Origin of the sequence: Yinghuangia sp. YIM S09857 (assembly GCF_051388915.1) — a bacterium.
Lineage (GTDB): Bacteria > Actinomycetota > Actinomycetes > Streptomycetales > Streptomycetaceae > Yinghuangia.
Window position 1 is genome coordinate 90,068 of the sequence record NZ_JBPKBH010000029.1, and the last position, 22,376, is coordinate 112,443.

The 22,376-nt window shown below is 70.1% G+C and carries 25 protein-coding genes, 1 tRNA gene and 1 pseudogene; 17 read left to right on the plus strand and 10 right to left on the minus strand.

What is annotated here, in order from left to right; translation table 11 throughout:
- Positions 1-57: 57 nt before the first annotated feature.
- Together ACRX5S_RS38045 and ACRX5S_RS38050 are read right to left on the minus strand one after the other, a co-directional pair.
- Entirely contained in the window at positions 58-594 is a 537-nt protein-coding gene (locus ACRX5S_RS38045; protein ID WP_436777835.1) for an NUDIX domain-containing protein, read from the minus strand.
- 27 nt (positions 595-621) lie between these two features.
- Positions 622-1,965 carry a helix-turn-helix domain-containing protein gene (locus ACRX5S_RS38050; RefSeq protein WP_436777836.1) on the minus strand — a complete coding sequence of 448 codons (1,344 nt, stop codon included), beginning with the start codon at positions 1,963-1,965 and terminating at the stop codon, positions 622-624.
- 253 nt (positions 1,966-2,218) lie between these two features.
- Here ACRX5S_RS38050 and ACRX5S_RS38055 point away from each other — a divergent pair, with 253 nt between their 5' ends.
- The 14 genes from ACRX5S_RS38055 to ACRX5S_RS38120 all read left to right on the plus strand — a co-directional run bounded on the left by ACRX5S_RS38055 (position 2,219) and on the right by ACRX5S_RS38120 (position 9,422).
- On the plus strand, positions 2,219-2,560 hold the full coding sequence (locus tag ACRX5S_RS38055) for an SCO3933 family regulatory protein (protein WP_436777837.1): 342 nt from the start codon (positions 2,219-2,221) through the stop codon (positions 2,558-2,560).
- A gap of 9 nt (positions 2,561-2,569) precedes the next feature.
- Positions 2,570-3,067, plus strand: a complete 498-nt coding sequence (locus ACRX5S_RS38060; RefSeq protein ID WP_436777838.1) for a hypothetical protein — start codon at positions 2,570-2,572, stop codon at positions 3,065-3,067.
- Positions 3,058-3,969: an FtsK/SpoIIIE domain-containing protein gene (locus ACRX5S_RS38065; protein ID WP_436777839.1), complete on the plus strand. Its 912-nt coding sequence runs from the start codon at positions 3,058-3,060 to the stop codon at positions 3,967-3,969. Before ACRX5S_RS38060 ends, ACRX5S_RS38065 begins: the two co-directional genes overlap by 10 nt.
- A 100-nt stretch (positions 3,970-4,069) precedes the next feature.
- Complete coding sequence (locus ACRX5S_RS38070) at positions 4,070-4,291, plus strand: hypothetical protein (protein ID WP_436777840.1); 222 nt, start codon at positions 4,070-4,072, stop codon at positions 4,289-4,291.
- Between the two features lie 59 nt (positions 4,292-4,350).
- On the plus strand, positions 4,351-4,497 hold the full coding sequence (locus tag ACRX5S_RS38075; protein WP_436777841.1) for a hypothetical protein: 147 nt from the start codon (positions 4,351-4,353) through the stop codon (positions 4,495-4,497).
- Positions 4,498-4,512: 15 nt separating this feature from the next.
- Complete coding sequence (locus tag ACRX5S_RS38080) at positions 4,513-4,716, plus strand: hypothetical protein (protein WP_436777842.1); 204 nt, start codon at positions 4,513-4,515, stop codon at positions 4,714-4,716.
- A 139-nt stretch (positions 4,717-4,855) separates the two neighbouring features.
- Positions 4,856-5,062, plus strand: coding sequence for a hypothetical protein (locus ACRX5S_RS38085; RefSeq protein WP_436777843.1), 207 nt, complete (start codon positions 4,856-4,858; stop codon positions 5,060-5,062).
- Positions 5,063-5,147: 85 nt separating this feature from the next.
- On the plus strand, positions 5,148-5,309 hold the full coding sequence (locus tag ACRX5S_RS38090) for a hypothetical protein (protein ID WP_436777844.1): 162 nt from the start codon (positions 5,148-5,150) through the stop codon (positions 5,307-5,309).
- Positions 5,306-5,530 carry a hypothetical protein gene (locus ACRX5S_RS38095; protein WP_436777845.1) on the plus strand — a complete coding sequence of 75 codons (225 nt, stop codon included), beginning with the start codon at positions 5,306-5,308 and terminating at the stop codon, positions 5,528-5,530. Before ACRX5S_RS38090 ends, ACRX5S_RS38095 begins: the two co-directional genes overlap by 4 nt.
- Before the next feature lie 270 nt (positions 5,531-5,800).
- The gene (locus ACRX5S_RS38100) at positions 5,801-6,010 is read left to right on the plus strand and encodes a hypothetical protein (RefSeq protein WP_436777846.1); all 210 of its coding nucleotides are present in this window, start codon (positions 5,801-5,803) and stop codon (positions 6,008-6,010) included.
- 5 nt (positions 6,011-6,015) lie between these two features.
- Positions 6,016-6,669, plus strand: coding sequence for a DUF2637 domain-containing protein (locus ACRX5S_RS38105; RefSeq protein ID WP_436777858.1), 654 nt, complete (start codon positions 6,016-6,018; stop codon positions 6,667-6,669).
- Positions 6,670-6,673: 4 nt separating this feature from the next.
- Positions 6,674-8,092 carry a replication initiator gene (locus ACRX5S_RS38110; protein WP_436777847.1) on the plus strand — a complete coding sequence of 473 codons (1,419 nt, stop codon included), beginning with the start codon at positions 6,674-6,676 and terminating at the stop codon, positions 8,090-8,092.
- Complete coding sequence (locus ACRX5S_RS38115) at positions 8,089-8,274, plus strand: helix-turn-helix domain-containing protein (RefSeq protein WP_436777848.1); 186 nt, start codon at positions 8,089-8,091, stop codon at positions 8,272-8,274. The genes ACRX5S_RS38110 and ACRX5S_RS38115 overlap by 4 nt, the downstream gene beginning before the upstream one ends.
- Positions 8,274-9,422, plus strand: a complete 1,149-nt coding sequence (locus tag ACRX5S_RS38120; RefSeq protein ID WP_436777849.1) for a tyrosine-type recombinase/integrase — start codon at positions 8,274-8,276, stop codon at positions 9,420-9,422. The genes ACRX5S_RS38115 and ACRX5S_RS38120 overlap by 1 nt, the downstream gene beginning before the upstream one ends.
- A 58-nt stretch (positions 9,423-9,480) precedes the next feature.
- Here ACRX5S_RS38120 and ACRX5S_RS38125 read toward each other — a convergent pair.
- Positions 9,481-9,553, minus strand: a tRNA-Arg gene (locus tag ACRX5S_RS38125).
- Positions 9,554-9,986: 433 nt separating this feature from the next.
- Here ACRX5S_RS38125 and ACRX5S_RS38130 point away from each other — a divergent pair.
- Positions 9,987-10,961 carry a sigma-70 family RNA polymerase sigma factor gene (locus tag ACRX5S_RS38130; RefSeq protein WP_436777850.1) on the plus strand — a complete coding sequence of 325 codons (975 nt, stop codon included), beginning with the start codon at positions 9,987-9,989 and terminating at the stop codon, positions 10,959-10,961.
- A gap of 525 nt (positions 10,962-11,486) precedes the next feature.
- On the opposite strand, the gene mscL is transcribed toward ACRX5S_RS38130, so the two are convergent.
- From mscL to ACRX5S_RS38160, 6 genes are all read right to left on the minus strand, one after another.
- Positions 11,487-11,984, minus strand: a complete 498-nt coding sequence (gene mscL / locus ACRX5S_RS38135; protein WP_436777851.1) for a large conductance mechanosensitive channel protein MscL — start codon at positions 11,982-11,984, stop codon at positions 11,487-11,489.
- A gap of 146 nt (positions 11,985-12,130) precedes the next feature.
- Positions 12,131-12,781 carry a Flp pilus assembly protein CpaB gene (gene cpaB / locus ACRX5S_RS38140; protein WP_436777852.1) on the minus strand — a complete coding sequence of 217 codons (651 nt, stop codon included), beginning with the start codon at positions 12,779-12,781 and terminating at the stop codon, positions 12,131-12,133.
- Positions 12,782-13,324: 543 nt separating this feature from the next.
- Complete coding sequence (locus tag ACRX5S_RS38145) at positions 13,325-14,134, minus strand: S-methyl-5'-thioadenosine phosphorylase (protein ID WP_436777859.1); 810 nt, start codon at positions 14,132-14,134, stop codon at positions 13,325-13,327.
- 75 nt (positions 14,135-14,209) lie between these two features.
- Positions 14,210-14,554 carry an FmdB family zinc ribbon protein gene (locus ACRX5S_RS38150; protein ID WP_436777853.1) on the minus strand — a complete coding sequence of 115 codons (345 nt, stop codon included), beginning with the start codon at positions 14,552-14,554 and terminating at the stop codon, positions 14,210-14,212.
- 37 nt (positions 14,555-14,591) lie between these two features.
- Positions 14,592-15,836 carry an MFS transporter gene (locus ACRX5S_RS38155; protein ID WP_436777854.1) on the minus strand — a complete coding sequence of 415 codons (1,245 nt, stop codon included), beginning with the start codon at positions 15,834-15,836 and terminating at the stop codon, positions 14,592-14,594.
- 271 nt (positions 15,837-16,107) lie between these two features.
- Complete coding sequence (locus ACRX5S_RS38160; protein WP_436777855.1) at positions 16,108-17,604, minus strand: potassium/proton antiporter; 1,497 nt, start codon at positions 17,602-17,604, stop codon at positions 16,108-16,110.
- A 572-nt stretch (positions 17,605-18,176) separates the two neighbouring features.
- Here ACRX5S_RS38160 and ACRX5S_RS38165 point away from each other — a divergent pair.
- Positions 18,177-21,317 carry a penicillin acylase family protein gene (locus tag ACRX5S_RS38165; protein ID WP_436777856.1) on the plus strand — a complete coding sequence of 1,047 codons (3,141 nt, stop codon included), beginning with the start codon at positions 18,177-18,179 and terminating at the stop codon, positions 21,315-21,317.
- Positions 21,318-21,339: 22 nt separating this feature from the next.
- On the opposite strand, the gene ACRX5S_RS38170 is transcribed toward ACRX5S_RS38165, so the two are convergent.
- Positions 21,340-21,972, minus strand: coding sequence for a 5-formyltetrahydrofolate cyclo-ligase (locus tag ACRX5S_RS38170; RefSeq protein WP_436777860.1), 633 nt, complete (start codon positions 21,970-21,972; stop codon positions 21,340-21,342).
- 287 nt (positions 21,973-22,259) lie between these two features.
- On the opposite strand from ACRX5S_RS38170, the pseudogene ACRX5S_RS38175 reads away from it, so the two are divergent.
- Positions 22,260-22,376: pseudogene (locus ACRX5S_RS38175) on the plus strand (UTP--glucose-1-phosphate uridylyltransferase); the annotation flags it as partial.

Genomic DNA, 22,376 nt, shown 5'->3' on the forward strand with positions numbered 1-22,376 from the left:
CCCCGGCGCGCGTGCGCGCCGCCCTTGAACACGTAGGGAAACTTTGAACGCACCGCGTCAGGCGGATGCGCGTTCCTCGGGGGTGCGCCCGAAGTCGAGATACCTGGTTGAGCCGTCCTCGACGGCTTCCAGGGCGTGGCGCAGTCTGCGGACGAACGACGGGCGCATCTGGTCTGCGGCCTTGTCGAGAGGCAGGAAGCGCACACCCGAAAGTTCGTCGGCCGGCAGTGCGGCTGTGGCTTCGATGTCCTCGGAGATCACGCCTCCGTCGAAGATGAACATCAGGCCGTCACCCCAGACACCTTGGGGCGGTAGCCAGTCAACGACGAGTAGGCGCCCGAGCGGCAGGTCGATGCCGAGTTCTTCCCGGATCTCCCGTTGGCAGGCTGTGCGCGGCGACTCGTCCACGTCGGTGACACCCCCGGGGATGTCGAGCGTCGGTTTGTAGATCGGCACGACGAACAGGACTTCCCCGCGGGAGTTGCGGAGCAACGCACCGCCGGCGGTCCGCTTGCGGGGCATGCGCTGCGCGACCCCGGGATGAAACTCCTTCTCGGGTTCGCCGTCTGCTCGGAGGTCATCTTCAAGCGTCACGTCAGTACCGTACTGACTCGGGCCGACCTACGCCGACAACGGCAGTAGGGCGCGCGCATGGGCCTCGAACTGGCGCACCGCATCATTGGTTCCCCACGGGCGCATCCGGCTGACGAGATCGTGTACGTGACGGCGCGAGCGTGCCGAGTGGAGTTCGGCCGTGATGTTCGCCGCTTCGGTGCCGTAGGTCGTCGCGGCGTCGACGTCGTTTCGCAGGAGGGCGACGTTCGCTCGCTGAATAAGGCCAAAGACTCGACGCCGTGACTGTCCCGGCGCCACGCCTGCGGTCGCGACATCGATGGCTGCGGCGGCCTCGGACGCGTTGCCGAGGTCGGCCCAGCAAGTGCCGACGTGGCTTGCAAACACGATCTCGCCGAAGGAGACCGCCCATGTCGGCCCGGTGAGGCTGTCCAGCTGGGCGTACGCCCGGTCGGCGCGGCTGAGCGCATCCTGAGCCTCGCTCGTGTTGCCGAGCGCCGCATGAGATCGAGCTTCTAGAAGTGCTGCCTCCGTCGCCACGGCCGGAGCGGACGACTGTGCGACCCCGCGGTACGCCGCTTGGGCCAGGCGTAGAGCCTGCTGAGGCTGACGCAGGTAGAGAGCCTGGTCACTCATGCTGGTGAGCACATAGCCGCCGTATGCACGGTCGCCGGCGGCTTCGGCAAGCCGGAGAGCCTGTACGAAGTACCGTTGGCCCACCCCGTGCCGATCGCTGTCGTACGCCATCCAGCCGATGAGTTCGGCGAGAACGGATGCGGCCTGGAAGTACTCGGCGCGAACGGCGGGAACGCCGTGACCGCGAAGGCGCGGGGCTACCCGGTCGTGAAGGAAGCGGGCGGCAAGTTCGCGTGAGTGGTCGCCGCCGAACTGGCGGTCGAGGGCATCGAACGTCTGAGTCATCGCGCGCAACTCTTCGACGTGATGCGGTTCGATGGGTGCGCCGCTGGTCTCAAGCTCGTTGGCGGGTGTACCGAACAGCCAGTCGAGACAAGCGGATTCCAAGGCATCGGGCGCGTGCAGCGTCTTGAGGAGAGCTGGCGACCGGTCGACGTCCAGGCGTGCGATGTTGAGCAGCGCTGCCACGGCTTCACTCAGAGAACTGTGGTACTTCAGCAGGGTCGGATCATGCTCGTGCTGATCCTTCGGCAGCAGACCGAGTTCATTGACACTGCGTCCGTACAAGGCGCACAGCAGCCCGCGATAGGGCTCGTCCGGGATGCGGTACCCGTTCTCGTACTGCGCGATCATCCGCAGCAGACTGTTTCGCGTCGCAATGCCGACGCCCCACTGCGCCGCTAAGCGCTCGATCTCGCGCGCCAGTTCAATCTTGGTCCAGCTGCGGCGCTTGCGTTCTTGCTGAAGAGGCGTCATCTCCGCTCCCCGATACGGGCGGCCTCGTGCTGTCCAACCACACTGGCGCCTCGCACCGACAACCGGCAAGCCGAAGGGGCCAATTGGTGGCCGATACCTGAGGGTGACTCTCCTCACTGACCTCAGTCATCTGATCGGCATCTGCGCTGGTTCGTGCGCGGGCTGGACCTTTGTTGTGCGAGGCCAACCGGCCTTCGCAGAACGAAGGAACAAGCGGTGACTGCGCGTTGCCGCGTGACCTTGGGAGCAAGACATGCGTTCGATTCCGGTGGACACGTCGGCGGCGATGGTGATGCTCGCGGTCCCGCCCACGCCGAAGATCAAGGACAAGCGCACGGGTGAGATCGCGATCGATCACGAGACCGGTGCGCAGATGATGACCGTGTCGGTGAACTTCATCCTGGGGACCGACGTCGACCTGCTGACCGTGGCGGTGCCGGCGACCGGTGTGGGCGAGGGCTTCACCCCGGGCACGCTGGTGGCGCTGACGGGTCTCGTGGCGCGGCCGTGGGAGACGGAGTTCAACGGTCGTAAGCAGCACGGCATCTCGTTCCGCGCGGTGGCGGTCACGCCGCTGGCGCCGGCGGGGAAGTAGGGCCGGCTGATGGCGTCGGATGTGGTGGTCGGACTCGAACTGCTGGGCCTGTCGTCGCCGTTGCTGGCTTATGGCGCGTGGCGGGTGCGGTACTGGCTCGGGCTGGACGAGGAGGAGCGCGAGGGGCTGCGGCTGCTGCGTCGTGCGGAGCGGGGCTGGGTCGTGCTGTCCCAGAGCCTGAATCTGCACTGGGAGGAGCCGACGGCCGGCCGTAGCGAGTTCGCGTGGATGAACGACCCGCGCCTGCCGCACGGCAAGGTCCCCAAGGTTCGGGTTCCGTCGTTCTCGGCGCGGCCGATTCGGGGCGGGTTCGTCGCGGACGTCGGCACGCTGCCGGGTGTCGGGCTGGTCGAGTTCCAGAAGGTCTCCGAGCACCTGCGCAACGCGTGGAGGGCCGAGCGGGTGACCGTGGAGCAGGACCGGCCCGGCGTGATCCGGGTGCGGGCGCTGGTCACGGATCCGCTGACGCTGCCGTTCCGGCCGGAGCGGGGCAAGTCATGGGCCTGACCCGGGTGCTGCTGGGGCGCGACGAGGCGCGGGAGTTGGCGTGGCTGCGGCTTGCCGGGGTTCCCGGGATGACCGTGGTGGGCCTGCCCGGATACGGGAAGACGCAGCTCATCCTGCACTTGGTGGGGGAGCTGGCGTCGTGCCCGTACGTGCAGTTCGCGTTCCTGGACGGCAAGGGCGGCCCGGACTACGACGACGTTGCCGACCGCGCGTTCGTGCACCTCGGCGACAACGTGCTTGAGGCGTTGGAACTGGCGCGATCCCTGTACGCGCTGATGCAGGACCGGCAACGCGCGCTGCGCGACCACCTCGGCGTCAAGAACCTGTGGCACGTCGGGCCGTCCCAGATGTGGCCGCTGATCGTGCTGGTCATCGACGAGGCACACACCTTCTTCTACACCGGCAAAGGCGCCACCCGAGACGAAGTCAACGCCGCACACGAACTCGTGCGGCTGATCGAGCAGTTGGTCAAGAAGGGTCGCAACGTCGGGTTCTTCACGATCCTGCTCACCCAGAAGGGCACCGGGGATGCCATCCCGACGCAGATCCGGGACGTGTGCTCGCTGAAGGTCGCGTTCGCCGTCGCCACGATGGAAGCGGCGGACGCCGGCCTGGGGCAGGCGATCCGGATGTACCCGGACGCGCACCCGATGTTCCTGCAAGACCCCAAGTACATCGGCGTCGCCACCGTGGCCCGGGACGGCGCCAAGGGCTTCACCCGGGTCCGTATCCCGACCGTGGACGAACACGCGGTCGCCGAACGCACCCACGCACACCGGTACTTGGCTTCGGATCCGCGCGACCTGTTCGACCTGGCGTGCCGCGTCTACGGCACCGCGCACCTGGCGGCCGTGCCCGACCTCGACACCGAGGACGGCGCCGGCGCCGAATCGGCGGCCTGACCGCCACCGCACCCCGCATCCCACGGCCGGCGTGACCGCTTCACGCCACGTTCCTACCCGACCCATGCCCGAAACGACCCGCCGAGAGGAGAGGAACCCAATGTCCGAACGTCCGAGTGCCGCCGAGATCGGCGCTTTCCTGGGGGAGCTGCGCGCGCTGCGCGAACGCGACCCGCTGGCCAGCGAGTTCGCCGAACTCATGGACACCAAAGCCGACCTGCTGGAACGCATCGCCGACGCGCACCCCGGCGACGCCGAGTTCGCCGACGTCGCCGAACACGCCCGCCGGCAAGCCGACCGCGTGAACGGCCGCATCCGGTGACCCGCCGGCGAACCGCCGCAGCGACACCAGAACCGGTCCCGTGCCAGGCGTGCTCCGGCATGCAGACCGTGGCCGCCCCGGTGCACGTGGGCCGGTCCCGTCGCCTGGTCGGCACTCAAGACGGGTTCTGCCTGCGCTGCTTCGGCACCGGCGAGGAACCCGACCGCACCGACCCGACCGAACCCACCAACCCGACCGAGATCTGAGAGGAGGCAACTCCGATGAACCGCACCCGCGATGACCGCACCGAACCGAAGCTCCAGACGCTGGGCGGATGGCTGTGGGACGGCGCTCGTGACCTGCTGCGCGGCGATGGCCTGACCACCGACTGCGCCGGCTACCTCGCCACTGCCGCGCCCACCGCACTGCCCGGTCCAGCCACGCCGTGCTGCACCGCACCGGACTGCCCGAACCGCAACCTGTGACGCCCGCTCCGGCGGGAGAGAGGAACTGAGCCATGGACCGCACCTGCGTGTACTGCGACGGCTTCCCCGTCGTGGTCACCACCCACGGCACCGAGCGCTGCCCCGCGTGCGCCACCGCGCCCACGGCGGGACGCAACTGATGTCCGAACGTATCCCAGCTCCCGGGCATCGACAGGCCGATCTCTGCGACCCGGAGTCCTTCGGTGACGAACTGACCCCGGCAGAACAGACCGCATTCGACGCGGTCGAGGAACGCGCCGCGTGGATGTGCCCGCAGTGCGGCGCCCAGCCGTGGCAAACGCACTGCCCGGACTTCCTCGACGTGACGCCCCGGCACCTGCTCTAGCTCCGCCCCGGCCGGACGCCTCTACCGCCAAGTATCCGCGTCCGGCCGGGCCCCCATCCACCCATCAAGGAGGAGGAGACCTCCAGTGAACCACCCCATCTCGCAGCCCTACACCGCCCCGGCCATGTGCCCGGCCTGCTCCGGCACCGGCACCCGCACCGCCGGTGTGATCCGGCTGAAGCTCAAGCCGTGCCGCACCTGCCAGGGTGCGCGTTTCATCACGGCTGCGGTGGCGGTGATCCGATGACCGCCTTCGACACGGGCGACCCGTACATCGGCGAGATCGTGGACGCCCGACGCAGCGACTGGCTGACGGGCAACGCCGACTTCTACGACACGTTGCCCGGCCACGACCGCGCGTTCTGCCGCGTGCTGCACGACGGCCTGACGCCGCCCCTGCTGCCGAACGGCACCATCGACCCCCACCGGTACCCGCCGCCCGGCCACGGCTTCCCGGCGGTGTCCTGAGGCCGTCCGTCTGGACTGGTCCGATTCCCGGCACTGGGGCGGCGGCGCACACGAACCGTGCGTGATGTGCGGCGAGTTGACGTTCCACGTCTCCGATCGCGGGATCGCGTGCCACAAGGCGTGCGCCGAGCAGTGGTACGACGACCACCCGCAGGCGCCGGTCACTGGCCCGCACTGGCGCACCTGAGCCCCACCTTCCTGGTACGGCACCGGTCGGCGCGCTGCCCCGGGGCCGGACCCGCCCCACCCACGAACCAACGGAGTGCACCCATGCCCGCGACCGACCGCGCCGCACGCCACATCCGCGTCCGGCTCCTCGGCACCGACCCCGACACCCTGACCGACGCTGTAACCCTGCTCGCCGAAGTCGGCGAGACGGGCCCGGTTTCCGCCCCGTACCCGAACCGGCGCGGCGACGGCTACCGGCTGTACCTCGACCTGTACCTGAACGGCGACACCCCGCCCGGCGGTGCACCGTGACCGGCCTGCGTCGTCGTGTTCGCCTCGATCCCCTGTTGGTTCAGGCTGCCATCGCCGGCGCGCTGTCGTTCTCGCACCTGCACGACATCGCCCAAGCGGCCGGACAGACCGGCTGGCAGGCGTGGGCCTACCCGGTCTCGGTCGATCTGCTGTTAGTGGCTGCGTGGCGGCGCCTCATGGTCGCCCGCGGCTGCGGCGGCCCGCAGTTCGGGCCGTGGCTGTGGTTCCTCGTCGCACTCGCCGCATCGCTGGGCGCCAACGTCGCCACCGCCGGCCTCCTCGACCTGGACCACCCGCCCGCATGGCTCCGGCTGACTGTCGCCGGATGGCCTGCGCTGGCGTTCCTCGGCGGGACGCTCCTCGTCCACCGACCTACCCCCACGCCCGGCCCCGTCTCGGCCTCGGCGCCTGAGCGTCCGGTGTCGGTCGAGGTGTTCGCCGACGTCCCCGACGAACCCCCGGCTCTGCCCGCACCACCGCCCACCCCGCCCACACCCGCCGCGACGGTGCCACCCGCGTTGCTCGACCACGCGCGCCGGATCGCCGACCAGCACCACCGCACCACCGGCGCACCGATCACTCCCGACGCACTGCGGACCCGTCTGGGCGTGCCAAAACCGCTCGGCGCGCAGATCGCCGCACATCTCCAACTCGGCTGACCTCATGGGAAGGACACCGCACTTGACCGCAACCCTCACCCCGCCCGTGGATGGCGTGGCGCTCGCCGACCTGGCCCGCGCCGCCCGCCACGGCACCACCCCCGGCCTCTACCGGCAACTCGCCCACCTCGGCGGCTGCACCGAACCGATCCGCCTCGACGGCAACCGCCTGGACGTCGACAACGCCACTGGCGAAGTTCTGCGCACAGTCGCCGGCCATGAACTGCCCGCGGGCTCCCTGCTCGTGCGCTGCAACAACCGCCGCACCACCCGCTGCCCCGCCTGCTCTGAGACCTACCGCCGCGACACCTACCACCTGATCACCGCCGGACTTGCCGGCGGCAAAGGCGTCCCCGATGAAGTCGCCACCCATCCCCGGGTGTTCGTCACCCTCACCGCACCCGGCTTCGGGGCCGTCCACAACCGGCCCGACACCGGACCCTGCCGCTGCGGTATCCGCCACTCGGCCGATGACTCGGCGCTCGGCACCCCGATCGACCCGGACACCTACGACTACACCGGCGCGGTCCTGTGGAACGCCCACGCAGGTCCGCTGTGGGCCCGCTTCACGATCGAACTGCGCCGGGCCCTTGCTGCCGCGCTCGGCATGACCCAACGCGACACCGCGGAAGTCCTGCGCCCCTCGTTCGCCAAAGTCGCCGAATACCAACGGCGCGGGGCCGTGCACTTCCACGCCGTGATCCGCCTGGACGCGGGCCGGTCGTACGGCGACCGAATCACTGCCCCCGAGAACTGGCTGTCGCCGAACCTGCCCGGCGTCCTCGACCGCGCCATCCGTACCGCCGCACGCCGCGCGCGTCTCCCCGGGCCGGGGGCTGTGGACCTGCCTGCCGAATTCCGGTTCGGCACACAGGTCGACGTACGCCCGATCCTCGGGCGGGACCTCGCGGACGGGGACCTGACAGATCGGGCCGTGGCCGGCTACATCGCCAAGTACGCCACCAAAGGCGCCGAGACCGCCACCGGCACCCTTGACCGGCCGATCGGCCGACTCGCGGACCTGGAGGCGCACGACCTGACCGGCCACGCCCGGCGGCTGATTGAGACCTGCTGGCACCTTGGGGCCCGCCCGACGCTGGCCGATCTGCGGCTGCGCAAGTGGGCCCACATGCTCGGCTTTCGCGGCCACTTCTCCAGCAAATCCCGCCGTTACTCCACCACTCTCGGTGCACTGCGTGCCGCCCGCGCCGACTGGCGGGAAGTCCAACGCCGCAACGCCGCACAAGCCGCCGGCCACGAACTGCCCGACCCGGACACCACCCTCGTCCTCGCTCACTGGACCTACGCAGGAACCGGCCTATCCGCAGGCGAATCCCTCATCGCCTCAAGCCTGGCCCGCAACAAGCAACTCAACCGCGCCACCGCACGCCAAGCACTCGCCGACCTGGAAGAGGAGGAATGACCATGCAAGATGAACTGCTCACCGTGCCCGACGTGATGGCCCGACTCAAGGTCGGCCGATCCAAGGTGTATGACCTGATCCGCAGTCACCGGCTCGCGTCGGTGAAGATCGACGGTTGCCGTCGCATCCCCGCCCCGGCAGTCACGTCGTTCGTTGCCGGCCTCCTGGAAGAGGTGGCCTGATGGCGAAGCGGAATCCGAACGGCGCCGGCACCATCACCAAGCGGAAGGACGGCCGGTATCAGGCTGCGGTCTACGTGCTCCAGCCGGACGGGACTCGCGCCCGCAAGTACGCCTACGGGCACACGTGGACCGAGTGCGATGAGAAGCGGCAGGAGCTGATCGCGAAGGATCGGCGCGGCGTCCCGACACCGACGCGTTCGGCGAAGCTCTCTGAGTGGCTGCCGTACTGGCTGGACAACATCGTCAAGCCGCGTCGGAAGCTGTCGACGTACGACAAGTACGAGGCGCAGGTACGGCTTCACCTGATCCCGGGTCTCGGGACAAGGCGCTTGGAAACGCTGAGCGTTCAGCATGTGCGGCGGTTCCTGGCTGGTCTTGAGAAGCGCACGACGGCGGCCACGGCGAAGGAGGCGCACCGCGTCCTGCGGACGGCCCTCACGGCTGCCTGTCGAGACGAGTTGATCAGTCGGAACGTGGTGTCGCTCGTGGAGGCGCCGCATCCGGAGACGCACGAAATCAGGCCGTGGTCGCTGGCGGAGACTCTGGAGTTCCTGGAAGCGGCGCGCGGTGAGTCGTTGTACGCCGCGTTCGTCCTGGCCATCACCATGGGCCTCCGGCGCGGCGAGATCGTGGGACTGAAGTGGGACCAGATCGACCTGGACAACCGCGCACTGTGCGTGAGCAGTCAGACACAACGGCGGCGCGGCGTTCTGTACGACGACGACCCCAAGGGACGTCGGCGCCGTACCGTCCCGCTGCCTGCAATGTGCGTCGCCCCGCTCCGTTGGCAGCGTATGAAGCAGGCTGAGGCCCGGCGACGGGCGACTGCGGACAAGAGCGGCCCGGGGTGGCAGGAGAACGGCTACGTCTTCACGACGCGGACCGGCCGGCCGATCGAGCCTCGGAACCTGTACCGGGCGTTCACGCGGGTGGCCTCGGATGCTGGCCTGCGGGTGATCCGGCTCCACGATGCCCGGCACGGGTGCGCCACGCTGCTCACGGCGGCCGGGGTGCCCCCGCGTGTGGTGATGGAGATTCTGGGCCACAGCCAGATCAGCATCACGATGGACGTGTACACCCATGTCGTGCAGGACACACAGCGCGAGGCGATCAGCCACATGGATCGCATGCTTAAACGCAAGCGGTGATGTCAGAACCTGATGTCAGACGCCCCGGGCCTTGATCGGCTCGGGGCGTTTTCGCATGTGCCCCAGGCAGGATTCGAACCTGCGACACCCGCTTTAGGAGAGCGGTGCTCTATCCCCTGAGCTACTGAGGCGGGGGTGTGGGGAATCCTTGCAGAGGACCCGGGGTGGGGTTCGCGGCAGGGTGCCCACGGCTGGGGTGGGGATTCGGGGCCCGGGCGCGGGTCGTGCCGAGGTGCGGCCGGGTGGAAGACGAATCTGGCCCCGCGCACAGGGTAGCGGACGAGGGTGAGTGGGCGCTGTGTCGTTTGTGGGCGGCGCGCCGACGGCGGTGGGTCGGGGGCGCGGAACACAACGGGGCTCTCGACCGTTACCCGGGCAGTGATCGCCGCGGGCGGCGGGCGGTCGCCGGAGTGCCTGGGGGCCATTGCGGCCGGGGCTGAGGCGACGGTGTTGAGGTGGTGGCCCAGGGGCCAACCTTTCGAGAGTACACCTGTGGACGGAATATCACAGGACCCCCGCTTGTTGGGCAATTACGACGAACGCGAAGGAAAGCGAGGGTCAGGAATGCCGACGACACGGGGCGTTGCCCGTCAGGGAGCCGATCGGGTCGCCGCCTCGCGTACGCGGAAGGCCGCGGATGCGGAGCGCGACACAGTCGGTGTGTACCTGGACGAGATCAGCCGGACGAAGCTGCTGGACGCGGCGCGCGAGGTCGAGCTGTCGCAGGCCATAGAGGCCGGGCTGTTCGCCGAACACCTTTTGCGCGACGGGGAGTTCCCCAAGGGCGTGACCGAGGAGGAGTTGCGGGCGCTCGTTGCGGACGGGCACAAGGCGAAGGACGAGTTCATCCGCGCGAACCTGCGGCTGGTGGTGTCCGTGGCACGGCGCTACCCGCGGAGCGGCATGCCGTTCCTGGACCTGGTGCAGGAAGGGAACGTCGGCCTCGTGCGGGCGGTCGAGAAGTTTGACTACCTGAAGGGGTTCAAGTTCTCGACATACGCGACGTGGTGGATCCGTCAGGCGATCACCCGCGCGATGGCGGACCAGGCGCGTACCGTGCGGCTGCCCGTCCACCTGGTCGAGGAGCTGGGCAAGATCCGCCGTGTGCAGCGCGAGTTCGCCCGCGACCACGGGCATGAGCCGGACTTCGCGGAGATCGCGGAGACGCTGGGCTCGACCCCGGAGCGGATCGCGGACGTGCTGGGCTGGGCGCGCGACCCGATCAGCCTCGACAGCCCGGTGGGCGACGACGGCGAGACGGAGTTGGGCGAGCTGGTCCAGGACACGGACCCGGTGACTCCGGAGGACGTCGCGCTGGAGGCGATGGAGCGCCGCCAGATCGCCGAGCTGGTCGGACGGCTCGACGGGCGTACGGCGACGATCATGAAGGCCCGGTACGGCATGCTCGACGGCAAGCAGCACACGCTGACCGAGGTCGGCAAGCAGCTCGGCCTGACGCGTGAGCGCATCCGCCAGATCGAGAAGCAGGCGCTGGTCGAACTCCGCCACCTGGCGACCGAGCAGGGGCTGGCGGCCTGAGGGTCCCTGCGTGGAGCCGCTTTCCACGACTACGACCACGACCCCGGGACCGGCCCCGAGCCTCCCGGGGCCGCGGTGTGTGTGAGCGATGGAGCGGTTGCGGTCGTACGGCAGGCTGAAGTGGGCTGCTTAAGTGTGTGGCGGGCGTACGGCCGCGGAGTCGAGGAAAGGTGGCGGGTGGGCTGTGGCGGAGCGGGAGGTAGCGGGGGCCGGTGAGGCGGGCGGGCCTTCAGGGGCCAGTGCTCCCGAGGGCGGGCGTCCGAGGACTGGGCGGGATCTCTTCGGGCGGGATCTCTTTGGGTTCGAGGGACGTGACCTGTTGCCTGATGCGACCGCGGACGAGCGGGACGGGGGCTGGGGCGACGAGCGCGGTGCGGGCGGCGCCTCCTCGGATGGTGCTGATGACCTGAGGCGCTTCTTGGATGAGAAGCCGCCGCATCATTTGTGACCGGTGAGTGGTTCCCACGGATGGGTAGGGCCGCAGATCTTCTGGTCTGCGGCCCTTGAGCATGTCCGGCTGCGGGGTCAGGAGGTGCTGGGCCGCGGGTTGTTGCGGCTGCTGCCGCCGGAACCGCCGTCGGAGTCGTCGTTGCCGTCGCCGGCGGCCGTGCGCTGGGCGGCCAGGAGGTCGCGGATCTCGGTGAGGAGCTCGTTGTCGGTGAGCTTCTCCTTCCTGGCCTGGCCGAGTGCCCGGGCGCGGCGGTCCATCCAGTGGTTGAGCGGCATGACGAAGCAGAAGTAGACGACCGCAGCGGTGATGACGAAGGTCAGCAGCGCCCCGAGGACCTGGCCCCAGAGGATGTAGACGCCTTCGGTGACGTTGCCGGAGTCGTCGGTGGTGCAGGGGCCCTTCAGGCAGGACTTGTAGTTGTCGAGCGCCTGGGTGCCGATGGCTCCGACCAGGGGGTTGATGACGCCCCGGACGAACGCGTTGACGACGGTCGTGAACGCCGCGCCGATGACCACGGCAACGGCCAGGTCGATGACGTTGCCGCGCATCAGGAACTTCTTGAAGCCACCCATCGGCGGGTCCCCTCCATCGGGTTGTGGTGTGGACGCTGCCCCAGCGGCCTTGGCCGGGCCGAGGGGCGGTCCGACTTTTGCCCAATCGGACTATTGGAGCAAATGGTTCCAATTTCTCATGTGGAACAACCCGAAGGATTCTGGCGTTAGTTGCTCTCTGTCGCAACCGCGCCACTCTGCGTGGTCCGAATTGTGTACGTGAGCGGGCCGGCTGCCGCGGCGCCCGCGATCGCCGCGGCGGCCTCAGGGCTGACGGACAGGATCAACAGGCCCCCGGTACGGTCCTCGCCCGTGTCCGGGCGGGCCAGCACAGCGGCGGCGCCTGCCACGACACGGGCTTGCGGCGGGGCGGGACCACCGGTGGCCGGCAAGGTAACTGACGGCCCGTCGGATGTCCGCGCGGCCAGGACGTCGATGCGGTCGCCGGGGCGCAGGAGGCGCGCCGCGTCGGGGTCGGCAAAGCGGACCGGCAGGGCGACGGTGCCCGGCAAACCACGCAACTGCGGCCCCACGAGCCGGACATCGGTCAGCGGCTCGCCCCGCCGTACTGCCGCGGCGAGCGGGCGCCCGCGCGCGTCGGCGAGGCGGCGCAACGCATGGTCGGGGACGGCGTCGGGCGGCAGCCGTGCGGTACGGACGTCCCGTGGCCCGAGCACGAGCCCCGTGTCGAGGTCGCGCGCCGCGACCAGGACCGGGACGGACGGCGGGGCGGGTGGACGGGCCACGGCGACGCCGGCGGCCACCGAAAGGGCGGCGGCGAGCGCGGCCAGGGGGCGCCGACGTCGCGCGACGAACATGCGGAGCGCGCGCAGGCGCTTTCGGAATGGTTGGCGCTGGGACGGTGGCAGCGGCTGGGTTGTCGGGCGGGGCGGCCCGGCAGCGGAGCGGAACATCGCGAACTCCCATGGCTCGAAGGGAGGAGCGCGGGCGGTGCGCTGCCTCGTGCTTCTACGGTGCGGGAGGTCGGGAGGGTCGCCGGACCATCGGGCGGAATCTGTGGATAACCCGGTGCCTGTGGACAGCGCTTTCGCTCGAACGGGGGATGGCGGCGACGGCGCGGGTGTGAATCTGCCGTGAGAAGGCAGCGGAACACGAACGCCCCGGGCGATCCGCAAGGACCGTCCGAGGCGTTCACATGACGATGATGTGTGGGCTTATGCGCCTATGTATGCGCCTGTAGAGCCGGGACCGGGACCGGGAGCGAGAAGCTCAAGTGCCCGGGGACTTCGGATGCGCGCGCCGCGAAGCCATCGAGGCGTGCGTCCCGGACCGAACCGCGTGCCGCGAAGCCGCCGAGGCGTACGTCCCGGACCGAACCGCTCGGAACGCGCCCCCGCCGCCTACTCCGGTCGCGGTACGTCGTCCGCCCCGCACGCGCAGGTGCGCGTGACCGGCATCGCCGTGACGACGTCGAACAGCAGCGTCCGCAGGCGTCCGACGTTCTTCGCGAAGACCTCCAGGACCTCCGCGTGCGTCACGCCCTCGCCCGCCTCGACGCCCGCGTCCAGGTCGGTGACCAGGGCGATCGCCGTGAAGCACAGGCCGAGCTCACGCGCCAGGACGGCTTCGGGGTGGCCGGTCATGCCGACGATCGACCAGCCCTGCGCGCCGTACCAGCGCGATTCGGCGCGGGTCGAGAAGCGCGGGCCCTCGATGACGACGAGGGTGCCGCCGTCCACCGGGTCCCAGTCGGCCGCGCGGGCCGTGGACACCGCGACCTCACGCCCGGACGGGCAGTACGGGTCGGCGAACGACGTGTGCACCACCGGTGCGGGGAGGCCGTCGAAGTACGTCTGCACGCGCCCGGACGTACGGTCCACCATCTGGTCCGGCACCACCAGCGTGCCCGGGCCCAACTCGGCCTGGAGCCCGCCCGTCGCACACGGCGCCAGCACCTGGGTCACCCCGGCCGCGCGCAGCGCCCACAGGTTGGCCCGGTAGTTGATGCGGTGCGGGGGGATCGCGTGGTCCCGTCCGTGACGCGGCAGGAACGCCACGCGGCGGCCGCTGATCTCGCCGATGAACAGCGAGTCGCTCGGCGCACCGTAGGGCGTGTCGACGCGCACCTCGGTGACGTCGTCCAGGAACGCGTAGAACCCGGAGCCGCCGATCACGCCGATCTCGGCGGGGGCGACACCCTCGGGAAGCACCCCCTGGGACGCGGACGAGGCAGCGGGCGAGGCAGCGGACGGAGTCTCGGCAGTCGTCACGTCGTCACCGCGCCGTCAGGAGGCGGCGGCCGCGGACGGCGTCGAGGACGCCCCCGACGAGGACGACGAAGACGACGAAGACGTCCCCGATGTCGAGGACGACGAAGACGACGAGCCCTCGGACGAGGACGACGCCGAGGCGGTGGACGCGTTCGCCGCGGGAACCGTAGACGAGCTGGAGCCGCCGCGGCTGTCGGTCCGGTAGAAGCCGGAGCCCTTGAACACCACGCCCACGGCCGAGAACACCTTGCGCAACCGCCCCTGGCAGGCGGGGCACTCGGTGAGCGCGTCGTCCGTGAACTTCTGGACGGCCTCAAGGCCCTCGCCACAAGCGGTGCACTGGTATTGGTACGTCGGCACGGTCAGGTCCTCCTTCGCAAGACAGGTGCTGGCACTCTCACCTGCCGAGTGCCAATGGTGCAGCATCCACCGGAGTTACGTCCACCACGGTCCGCTTGGCGGGCAGCAAAGCGCGCCTTCCGAGCGTCACCACGAGCAGCCCGACAGCTGCGGAACCGAAGGTCAGCACGAAGGCGGGGCTCGCCCCGAACCCGTCCGTCACAATTCCCGCAAATGTCGAGCCGAACGCCAGCCCGAGGCCGATCGCGCCGGTCAGCCAGGTGAACGCCTCGGTTTTGGCGTCCGCCGGCACCAGGCCCTCCACCAGCGTGTAGCCGGTGATGATCGTCGGTGCCAGAGCCAGTCCGCAGACGAGTGCGACCGGCACCATGACTGCGATGTTCGGTACCGCCCACAACGGCGCCGTACCGACCGCAAGTGCCGCGAACGTCGCCGTCAGGCGCCGCTCGGCCGTCCCGCGCCACGCCATGGCCCCGTACGCCGCACCGGCGATCAAACTGCCGCCCGCGAACACCGCGTACAGGGCGCCGGCCAGCCCGGCACGTCCCGACTCCTCCGCGAAGGCGGTGATCGCGACCTGCGTGCTCCCGAACACCGCCCCGATGCACACAAACGCGCCGACCAGCACCTTTACTCCCGCGACGCGGATGGCGGAGGAATGCGGGGCGTCCTCGGCGGTACGCCGCCTCGGCGCGGGCGCCGTGGAGCGCTGCGCCGCGAAGGCCAGCGAGCCCACCACGGTCAGTACGGCCTCGACGGCCAGTCCGAATCCCGGGTCGACGCCGGTGGCCAGGAAGGTCGCGACGACCGGGCCGACGACGAAGGTGAACTCGTCGGTGACCGACTCGAAGGCAAACGCGGTCGGCAGCAGAGGCTGCCCCTCCAACTTGGCCACCCAGCGGGCCCGGACCATCGAGCCGATCTGCGGCACAGATGCACCGGCCGCAATAGCGGTGACGAACAGGGTCCACGTGGGGGTGTCAGCCTTCGCACAGGCGATCAGCGCGGCGACCGACATGCCGTGCAGCAGCGCGCCGGGCACGAGTACGGCGGCCTGGCCGTACCGGTCCGCGAGCCGTCCCGTCTGCGGGCCGACCACCGACAGCGCGACCGCCATAGCCGCGGACACGGCACCCGCGATGCCGTACGACCCGGTTGTGTCCTTGACCAGCAGCACAATCCCGAGGCCGAGCATCGCGTACGGCAGACGCGCGACAAGGCCGGGGGTGAGGAAACGCCACGCGGACGGTGTCCGCAGCAGCGTCGTGTACGTCGATATCACGCGCACCGACCCCCGAAGGGCCGGTCGTCGCGCGGAACGGGCCGACTGATCGGCACGGCTTTTCTGCTTCCTGCCGCCTGGTAGCGCACAGGGGGTCCGCCCCGGTGCGCCGAGAGCTGTCCTCAACGCGTCGACCGGGGTAGATACCGGCCCCGACCTGCGAGAACCAGGTCACGGGGGCAACGGCCGCCGAGCGGTCACGCCAGCCCTGCGTCAGGCAGAGTTGGTCGGTGGCACTGCTGTTTACTGCTAAATAGTACAGCGTTCCCACTCAGTGCCCGTGCTCGCCGAACCACCCCGCCAGCTTGCCGCCCCGGCTGACCGCCCGCAGCCGCCGTTCCGCCGCGTCGCGCACGTCCTCGGTCGTCACCACCAGCAGCTCGTCCTCGCGCTGCAACACCGTCGTCGGCCCGGGCACGAAGCTCTCGTCCCCGCGTACGACCAATGTCACCGCCGCCCCCCGCGGCAGCCGCAGTTCGTTGATCTCCACACCGTGTATGCGCGAACCCTGCGGCACGTGGACCGACAACAGGTGCCCGCGCAACTTGTCCAGCGGCGCGGATTCCACACCCAGGTCCTCCGCCTGCGGCTTGCCGCCGAAGCCGACCCGGTGCGCGATCCACGGCAGTGTCGGCCCCTGCACGATGGTGAACACCACCACCAGCACAAAGGTGATGTTGAACAACCGCCGCGCGTCCGTGACTCCCTCGACGATGGGGATCGTGGCGAGCACAATCGGCACGGCTCCGCGCAGGCCCGCCCACGACAAGATGATCTGCTCGCGCCACGGCACCCGGAACGGCAGCGTGGAGACGATGACCGACATGGGCCTCGCGAGCAGCAGCAGGACCGTCCCGATCACCAGAGCGGGCACCACGGCACCGCCCAGTTCGTGCGGGTTCACCAACAAGCCCAGCAGGACGAAGAGTCCGATCTGCGCGATCCAGCCCACGCCCTCCGCGAACCCGCGCGTGGCCGCCTTGTGCGGCAGTGCCGAGTTGCCCAGCACAAGGGCCGCGAGGTAGCACGCCAGGAAGCCGCTGCCGTGTGCCAGCGCACCCGCCGCATATGCCAGTACGCACAGGGCGATGACTGCGATCGGATACAGGCCGGACGCCGGCAGGGCGATGTGCCGCAGCCCCCATGCGCCGATCTTCCCGATCGCGATGCCGATCGCGAAGCCGATCGCCAGTTCGAGGATGATCTCGGCGACCACCTGGTACCACGGGTGCGATCCGGCGTGCGCGAAGGTCACCACGAGGATGACCACCGGTGCGTCGTTGAAGCCCGATTCGGCCTCCAGCAGCCCGGTGAGCCGCTTGGGCAGGGGCAGCGTACGCAGCACCGAGAACACCGCCGCCGCGTCCGTGGACGACACGATCGCGCCCATCAGGATGGCGGTCGACCAGTTGACGTCCAGCACGAACTTCGCCGCGAACGCCACGATTCCGACGCTCACCCCGACGCCGACCGTCGACAGGACGGCCGCCGCCGGCACGGCCGGTTTGATCTGCTGCCAATTGGTGCTGATCCCGCCCTCGGTCAGGATCAGCACGAGCGCGGCATAACTCAGGGTCTGCGTGAGCTCGGCGTTGTTGAACGAGAGGCCGAGGACGTCGCCGCCGATCAGCACCCCTATGCCGAGGTAGATCAGAAGGCTCGGCATGCCCGTGCGCGTCGCGAGCCGGACCGCGATCACCGCGACCAGCATGACCAGTGCACCGAGGGCGAGAACGTTGTTCAGCTCGTCCACGGACACGAACGGCACCTCCGGCGGTCGTCGGTCCGGCCACCATCGACGATCGGACGCGTCGTCATCTTTTCGGGTTTGTTGCTCGGTTCAGGTCTTGCTTGCTGCCTGGTTCTGGCCTTGCTCAGGTGCGGAGCACCTTGCTCGGGTTCAGAGCAGGAGTCTTGCGTACGTCGGGATCCGCGCGGGTCAGGTCGCGCCGTGCGTGCCCCCATATGACCGCGTCCCCACACGCGCTCCCCGGGCCCCACCCTTGGACCCGCGCCTGCGGAGGCGCGTCCGAGACGCACCGCAGGACAGCCGAGACGACCTCGGCGTCCGATCGCAAGTGCCCCGCAATCCGCCTGCACGGCAAGGACTTTGGCGGGCATTCTCGCGGTACGTCCGGACCCACCCGGATGCCCACCGAACAATCCGCGAAAGGTTCCTGACGGGGCATTACCTTCGCCTGGCGAATATTTTACCAAAGTGAAGGATCGGATCGGAGGCGGCCCTATACCCCGCGGAACGCGCTCCCGAACCACTGCGTCGGTGGCGTGCGCCCCTCCGCTCTAAGGTGTCCCTTGCCGCACCGATCGTGAAGGATCTTGATGCCCGCCTCGAACACGCCCGGCCCGGAGTCGCCCGAGTCGTCCGTATCGGATCATAGGGACGTTTCAGGCTCCGTCCCCGCGACCGACCGGATCCCGGCCGCCGACCCGATCCCCGCGACCGCCCAGGCGCCCGGCCAGACACCCGCACAAACGCCGGGCCAGGCGCCCGCCCACGCACCCGGCCAGGCACCCGCCCAGGCGACCGCCACGGCGCCCGGAACCGCCCCCGCGACCGGGACCGCGCCCGACCCCGGAACGGCGCCCCCGCCAGGCGTCCAGCACGTCGCCGAGCGCCCCGCCCGGGGCCGCGCACCGCGCCCCAAGCGCCGCCGCATCCGCCGCCTGCGCAACGCGTCCATCGCGCTCGTGGTGCTGCTCGCCGTCGTGGCCGGCGCGCTCGGCTGGTACGGCTGGGAGCTCAGCCGCCGCTCGTTCCCCGACCTCGACGGAGCCGTCAAGGTCCCCGGCATGTCCGCGAGCGTCGAGGTGCTGCGCGACAAGAACGGCATCCCGCAGATCTACGCCGACACCCCCGAAGACCTGTTCCGCGCCCAGGGATACGTCCAGGCACAGGACCGCTTCTGGGAGATGGACGTACGCCGCCACATGACCTCAGGGCGCCTCTCCGAGATGTTCGGCTCCTCGCAGGTCGACAACGACATCTTCCTGCGCACCCTCGGCTGGCACCGCATCGCAGAAGAGGAACTCGGCAAACTGACGCCCGAGGCGCGCGCCTATGTCGAGGCTTACGCCGCCGGGGTGAACAGCTACATCGCGAACCGCGACTCCGACGAACTCTCCTTCGAGTACGCCCTGCTCGGCTTCGTCCGCGACGACTACGAGCCCGAGCCCTGGACCGCCGTCGACTCCGTCGCGTGGCTCAAGGCCATGGCGTGGGACCTGCGCGCCAACCTCCAGGACGAGATCGACCGCGCGCTGCTGTCCGAGAAGCTGACGGCCAACCAGATCGACGAGCTGTATCCGCCGTACCCCTACGAGCGCAACCAGCCGATCGTGCCCTCGGGCGCCGTCGAGAAGAACCCCAACGACCCCGCGGCGGAGGCGTTCAAGCCGGACGCCGCCGCGCCCGTGCCCTCGCGGAGCGCCTCCAGGGCGCTGACCGAACTGTCGGAAACGCTGGAGTCCCTGCCGCCGATCTTCACCGACCGCACGGCCGGCGTCGGTTCGAACTCCTGGGTCGTCGCGGGCAGCCGCACCACGACCGGCAAGCCGCTCATGGCGAACGACCCGCACCTGTCGGCCTCGCTGCCGTCCGCGTGGTACCAGATGGGCCTGCACTGCCGCACGGTCAGCCCCGCGTGTGCGTACGACGTCTCCGGCTTCACCTTTGCGGGCATGCCCGGCGTCGTCATCGGCCACAACCAGAAGATCTCCTGGGGCCTGACCAACCTCGGGGCCGACGTCACCGACCTGTACCTCGAAAAGATCACCGACACGGGCTACCTGTACAACAACGAGACGCTGCCGTTCGAGGACGTGCGTACCGAGGTCATCAAGGTGTCCGGCGGCGAGGACCGCACCATTACGGTCCGCTCCACACGGCACGGGCCGATCCTGTCGGAGGCGTCCGACGAGCTGGAGGAGGTCGGCAAGGACGCGCCGATCCCCGACCCGGGTCCGCAGCGCGAGGACGGCTTCGCCGTCGCGCTGCGCTGGACCGCACTCGACCCCGGCACCACCATGGAGTCCGTCTTCCAGCTCAACCGGGCGACCGACTGGAACTCCTTCCGCGAGGCGCTGCGCGGCTTCGACGTGCCGTCGCAGAACGTCCTGTACGCGGACGTCGAGGGCAACATCGGCTACCAGGCCCCCGGCCGCATCCCGATCCGGCGCGGCGGCGACGGGCGTTGGCCCGCGTACGGGTGGGACACCGACTTCGACTGGGACAACATGATCCCGTTCGACTCGCTGCCCTTCCGCTACAACCCGCCCGAGGGCTACATCGTCACCGCCAACAACGCCGTGACGCCGCCGACTTACCCCTACTCGCTCACCACCGACTGGGGGTACGGCTCGCGCAGCCAGCGCATCATCGACATGATCAACGCCCAGCCGAAGATCGACCCGCAGGCGATGTCGCGCATGCAGCTGGACGACCGCAACCCGATCGCCGAGACCCTGGTGCCGTACCTCCTCGACGTCGAGGTCGACGACCCGTGGATCCGCGAGGCGCAGAACCTGCTCAAGGGTTGGGATTTCCGCCAGCAGTCGGACTCGAAGGCCGCCGCGTACTTCAACGGCGTGTGGCGGCAGATGCTGCTGCTGGCCTTCGGCGACAAGATGCCGTTCTCGGTGCGCGACACCGACGACTGCCAACTGGACAACACCACCGGCAAGACGCATTGCGGCGAACGCGACGACGCGACCGCGCAACCGGACGGCGGCGACCGGTGGTTCGAGGTGGTCCGCAATCTGCTGCCGGACGCCGAGAGCCCGTGGTGGAACATCTCCGACGACCCCGGCAAGATCACCACGCGCGACGCCCTGCTGCTCAAGGCCATGACGGCGGCCCGCAAGGAGCTGACGGCCAAGATGGGCAAGGACATCGACACGTGGAGTTGGGGCCGCCTGCACACGCTGGAGCTGCGGAACCAAACCCTCGGCACCGACGGCCCCGGGGCCGTCAAGTGGATGCTCAACCGCGGCGACTACAAACTGGGCGGCGGCGAAGGCCTGGTGAACGCGACCGGGTGGAACGCGGCGCGCGGGTATGAGGTGACCACAGTCCCGTCGATGCGCATGGTCGTCGACCTGTCCGACCTGGACGCCTCGCGCTGGATCAACCTCACCGGCGCGTCCGGCCACGTGTGGCACGACAACTACACGGACCAGACGGACTTGTGGAAGCAGGGCAGATCGCTTCCGTGGGCCTTCACCCGGCCCGCGGTCGAGGCGTCGGCCGAACACACGCTGCGGCTCGAACCGGACGGAGCGGTGCCGGGCGCGCCCGGGCAGGCCCCGCCGGCGTCGGGCCCGGCGCCGGGGCAGCAACCCGCTCTGCCGCCCGCCGGAGGGCCCTCGGGGACACCGTCGGGCGCGGCCACGGGGGCGTCGTCAGGCGCCTCATCCGGGACGCCTACCGGGACGTCCTCGGCGACGTCGTCCGGGAACCGGTAGCGGGCAGCGCGGCGCGCGGGTCTCAGCCCGAGCCGGGCGGTGCGGTCGGTCCGAACCGCACCGTCCGGCCCGGCAGCAGCGCCGCGCGTACGGGTCGGTCGTGCGGCTCGGCCGGGACCGCGTCGAGGAGTTCGCCGTCGTAGAGCAGGACCGCGGTGAACGCGCCGGGAGCCAGCCGGGCGAGGGCCCTGTCGTACGAACCCCCGCCGCGCCCAAGGCGCATGCCGTGCCGGTCAACTGCGAGCCCCGGCACCACCACCATGTCGGCGTCCGCAATTGCGCCCGGGCCGAGCCACCGCCCGCCCGGTTCGCGCAGCCCGCGGGCGCCGGCGGTCAGCGAGTCGGGGCCGTCGTACGTCGCCCAGTCGAGGTCGTTGTCCGGCAGCAGCACGGGCAGGAGCACCCGGCGTCCCGAGCCCGCGAGCACCGCCGCCAGATCGGCGGGACCGGGCTCGGAGCCGACCGGGACGTACGCCGCGACCGTGCGCGCCGCAGCCAGTTCCGGCAGGGCGCCGAGAGCCGCCCCCAGCGCGCGTGCCGCGTACGCCCGTTCAGCCGCGTCCCGGCGCGTGCGGGCGGCGATCAGCCGGGTCCGCAGGGCGGCCTTCGCCGCGATCAGCGCGGCCCCGGCGTCGGGCAGAGCGGCTTCGGACATCACGGCGTCGGAAGTCGCGGTGTCGGACATCGCGGCGTCGGGCTCGGGCGGGAGTGCGGACATGCCCCGACTTTAGGTCCGTGACTCTGGATCCGTACGACAGCCGAGCCGGGGCGCACCACAGGCGGTCCGTCGCACTACGCCGCCCCCGCGCGCGGCTCGCGGACCCCGCCCCACCTCCCCGAACACTTCCCGAGCGCCACCCCCACTGCGCCGGGAGCGTGGCTTTCGGACAATCGGGGGTCTTCTCACGTGATGTTCAGATCGCGCGATTAAAGTCTTCGAGCATGAACTCGGCGACCGCACCCCGACCCAAGCGTGGCATCACCAAGGCCGTCGTCCCGGCGGCGGGGCTGGGGACGCGGTTCCTGCCCGCGACGAAGGCGACGCCGAAGGAGATGCTG

What these genes read in the sequence shown, in the direction of transcription:
- ACRX5S_RS38115 (WP_436777848.1), top strand. Translation starts at nt 8,089, where the DNA reads ATGACCATGCAAGATGAACTGCTCACCGTGCCCGACGTGATGGCCCGA.
- ACRX5S_RS38165 (WP_436777856.1), top strand. Translation starts at nt 18,177, where the DNA reads ATGCCCGCCTCGAACACGCCCGGCCCGGAGTCGCCCGAGTCGTCCGTA.
- ACRX5S_RS38060 (WP_436777838.1), top strand. Translation starts at nt 2,570, where the DNA reads ATGGCGTCGGATGTGGTGGTCGGACTCGAACTGCTGGGCCTGTCGTCG.
- ACRX5S_RS38110 (WP_436777847.1), top strand. Translation starts at nt 6,674, where the DNA reads ATGGGAAGGACACCGCACTTGACCGCAACCCTCACCCCGCCCGTGGAT.
- ACRX5S_RS38130 (WP_436777850.1), top strand. Translation starts at nt 9,987, where the DNA reads ATGCCGACGACACGGGGCGTTGCCCGTCAGGGAGCCGATCGGGTCGCC.
- ACRX5S_RS38170 (WP_436777860.1), bottom strand. Translation starts at nt 21,972, where the DNA reads ATGTCCGAAGCCGCTCTGCCCGACGCCGGGGCCGCGCTGATCGCGGCG.
- cpaB (WP_436777852.1), bottom strand. Translation starts at nt 12,781, where the DNA reads ATGTTCGTCGCGCGACGTCGGCGCCCCCTGGCCGCGCTCGCCGCCGCC.
- ACRX5S_RS38085 (WP_436777843.1), top strand. Translation starts at nt 4,856, where the DNA reads ATGTCCGAACGTATCCCAGCTCCCGGGCATCGACAGGCCGATCTCTGC.
- ACRX5S_RS38075 (WP_436777841.1), top strand. Translation starts at nt 4,351, where the DNA reads ATGCAGACCGTGGCCGCCCCGGTGCACGTGGGCCGGTCCCGTCGCCTG.
- mscL (WP_436777851.1), bottom strand. Translation starts at nt 11,984, where the DNA reads ATGGGTGGCTTCAAGAAGTTCCTGATGCGCGGCAACGTCATCGACCTG.
- ACRX5S_RS38070 (WP_436777840.1), top strand. Translation starts at nt 4,070, where the DNA reads ATGTCCGAACGTCCGAGTGCCGCCGAGATCGGCGCTTTCCTGGGGGAG.
- ACRX5S_RS38100 (WP_436777846.1), top strand. Translation starts at nt 5,801, where the DNA reads ATGCCCGCGACCGACCGCGCCGCACGCCACATCCGCGTCCGGCTCCTC.
- ACRX5S_RS38055 (WP_436777837.1), top strand. Translation starts at nt 2,219, where the DNA reads ATGCGTTCGATTCCGGTGGACACGTCGGCGGCGATGGTGATGCTCGCG.
- ACRX5S_RS38065 (WP_436777839.1), top strand. Translation starts at nt 3,058, where the DNA reads ATGGGCCTGACCCGGGTGCTGCTGGGGCGCGACGAGGCGCGGGAGTTG.
- ACRX5S_RS38050 (WP_436777836.1), bottom strand. Translation starts at nt 1,965, where the DNA reads ATGACGCCTCTTCAGCAAGAACGCAAGCGCCGCAGCTGGACCAAGATT.
- ACRX5S_RS38120 (WP_436777849.1), top strand. Translation starts at nt 8,274, where the DNA reads ATGGCGAAGCGGAATCCGAACGGCGCCGGCACCATCACCAAGCGGAAG.
- ACRX5S_RS38080 (WP_436777842.1), top strand. Translation starts at nt 4,513, where the DNA reads ATGAACCGCACCCGCGATGACCGCACCGAACCGAAGCTCCAGACGCTG.
- ACRX5S_RS38095 (WP_436777845.1), top strand. Translation starts at nt 5,306, where the DNA reads ATGACCGCCTTCGACACGGGCGACCCGTACATCGGCGAGATCGTGGAC.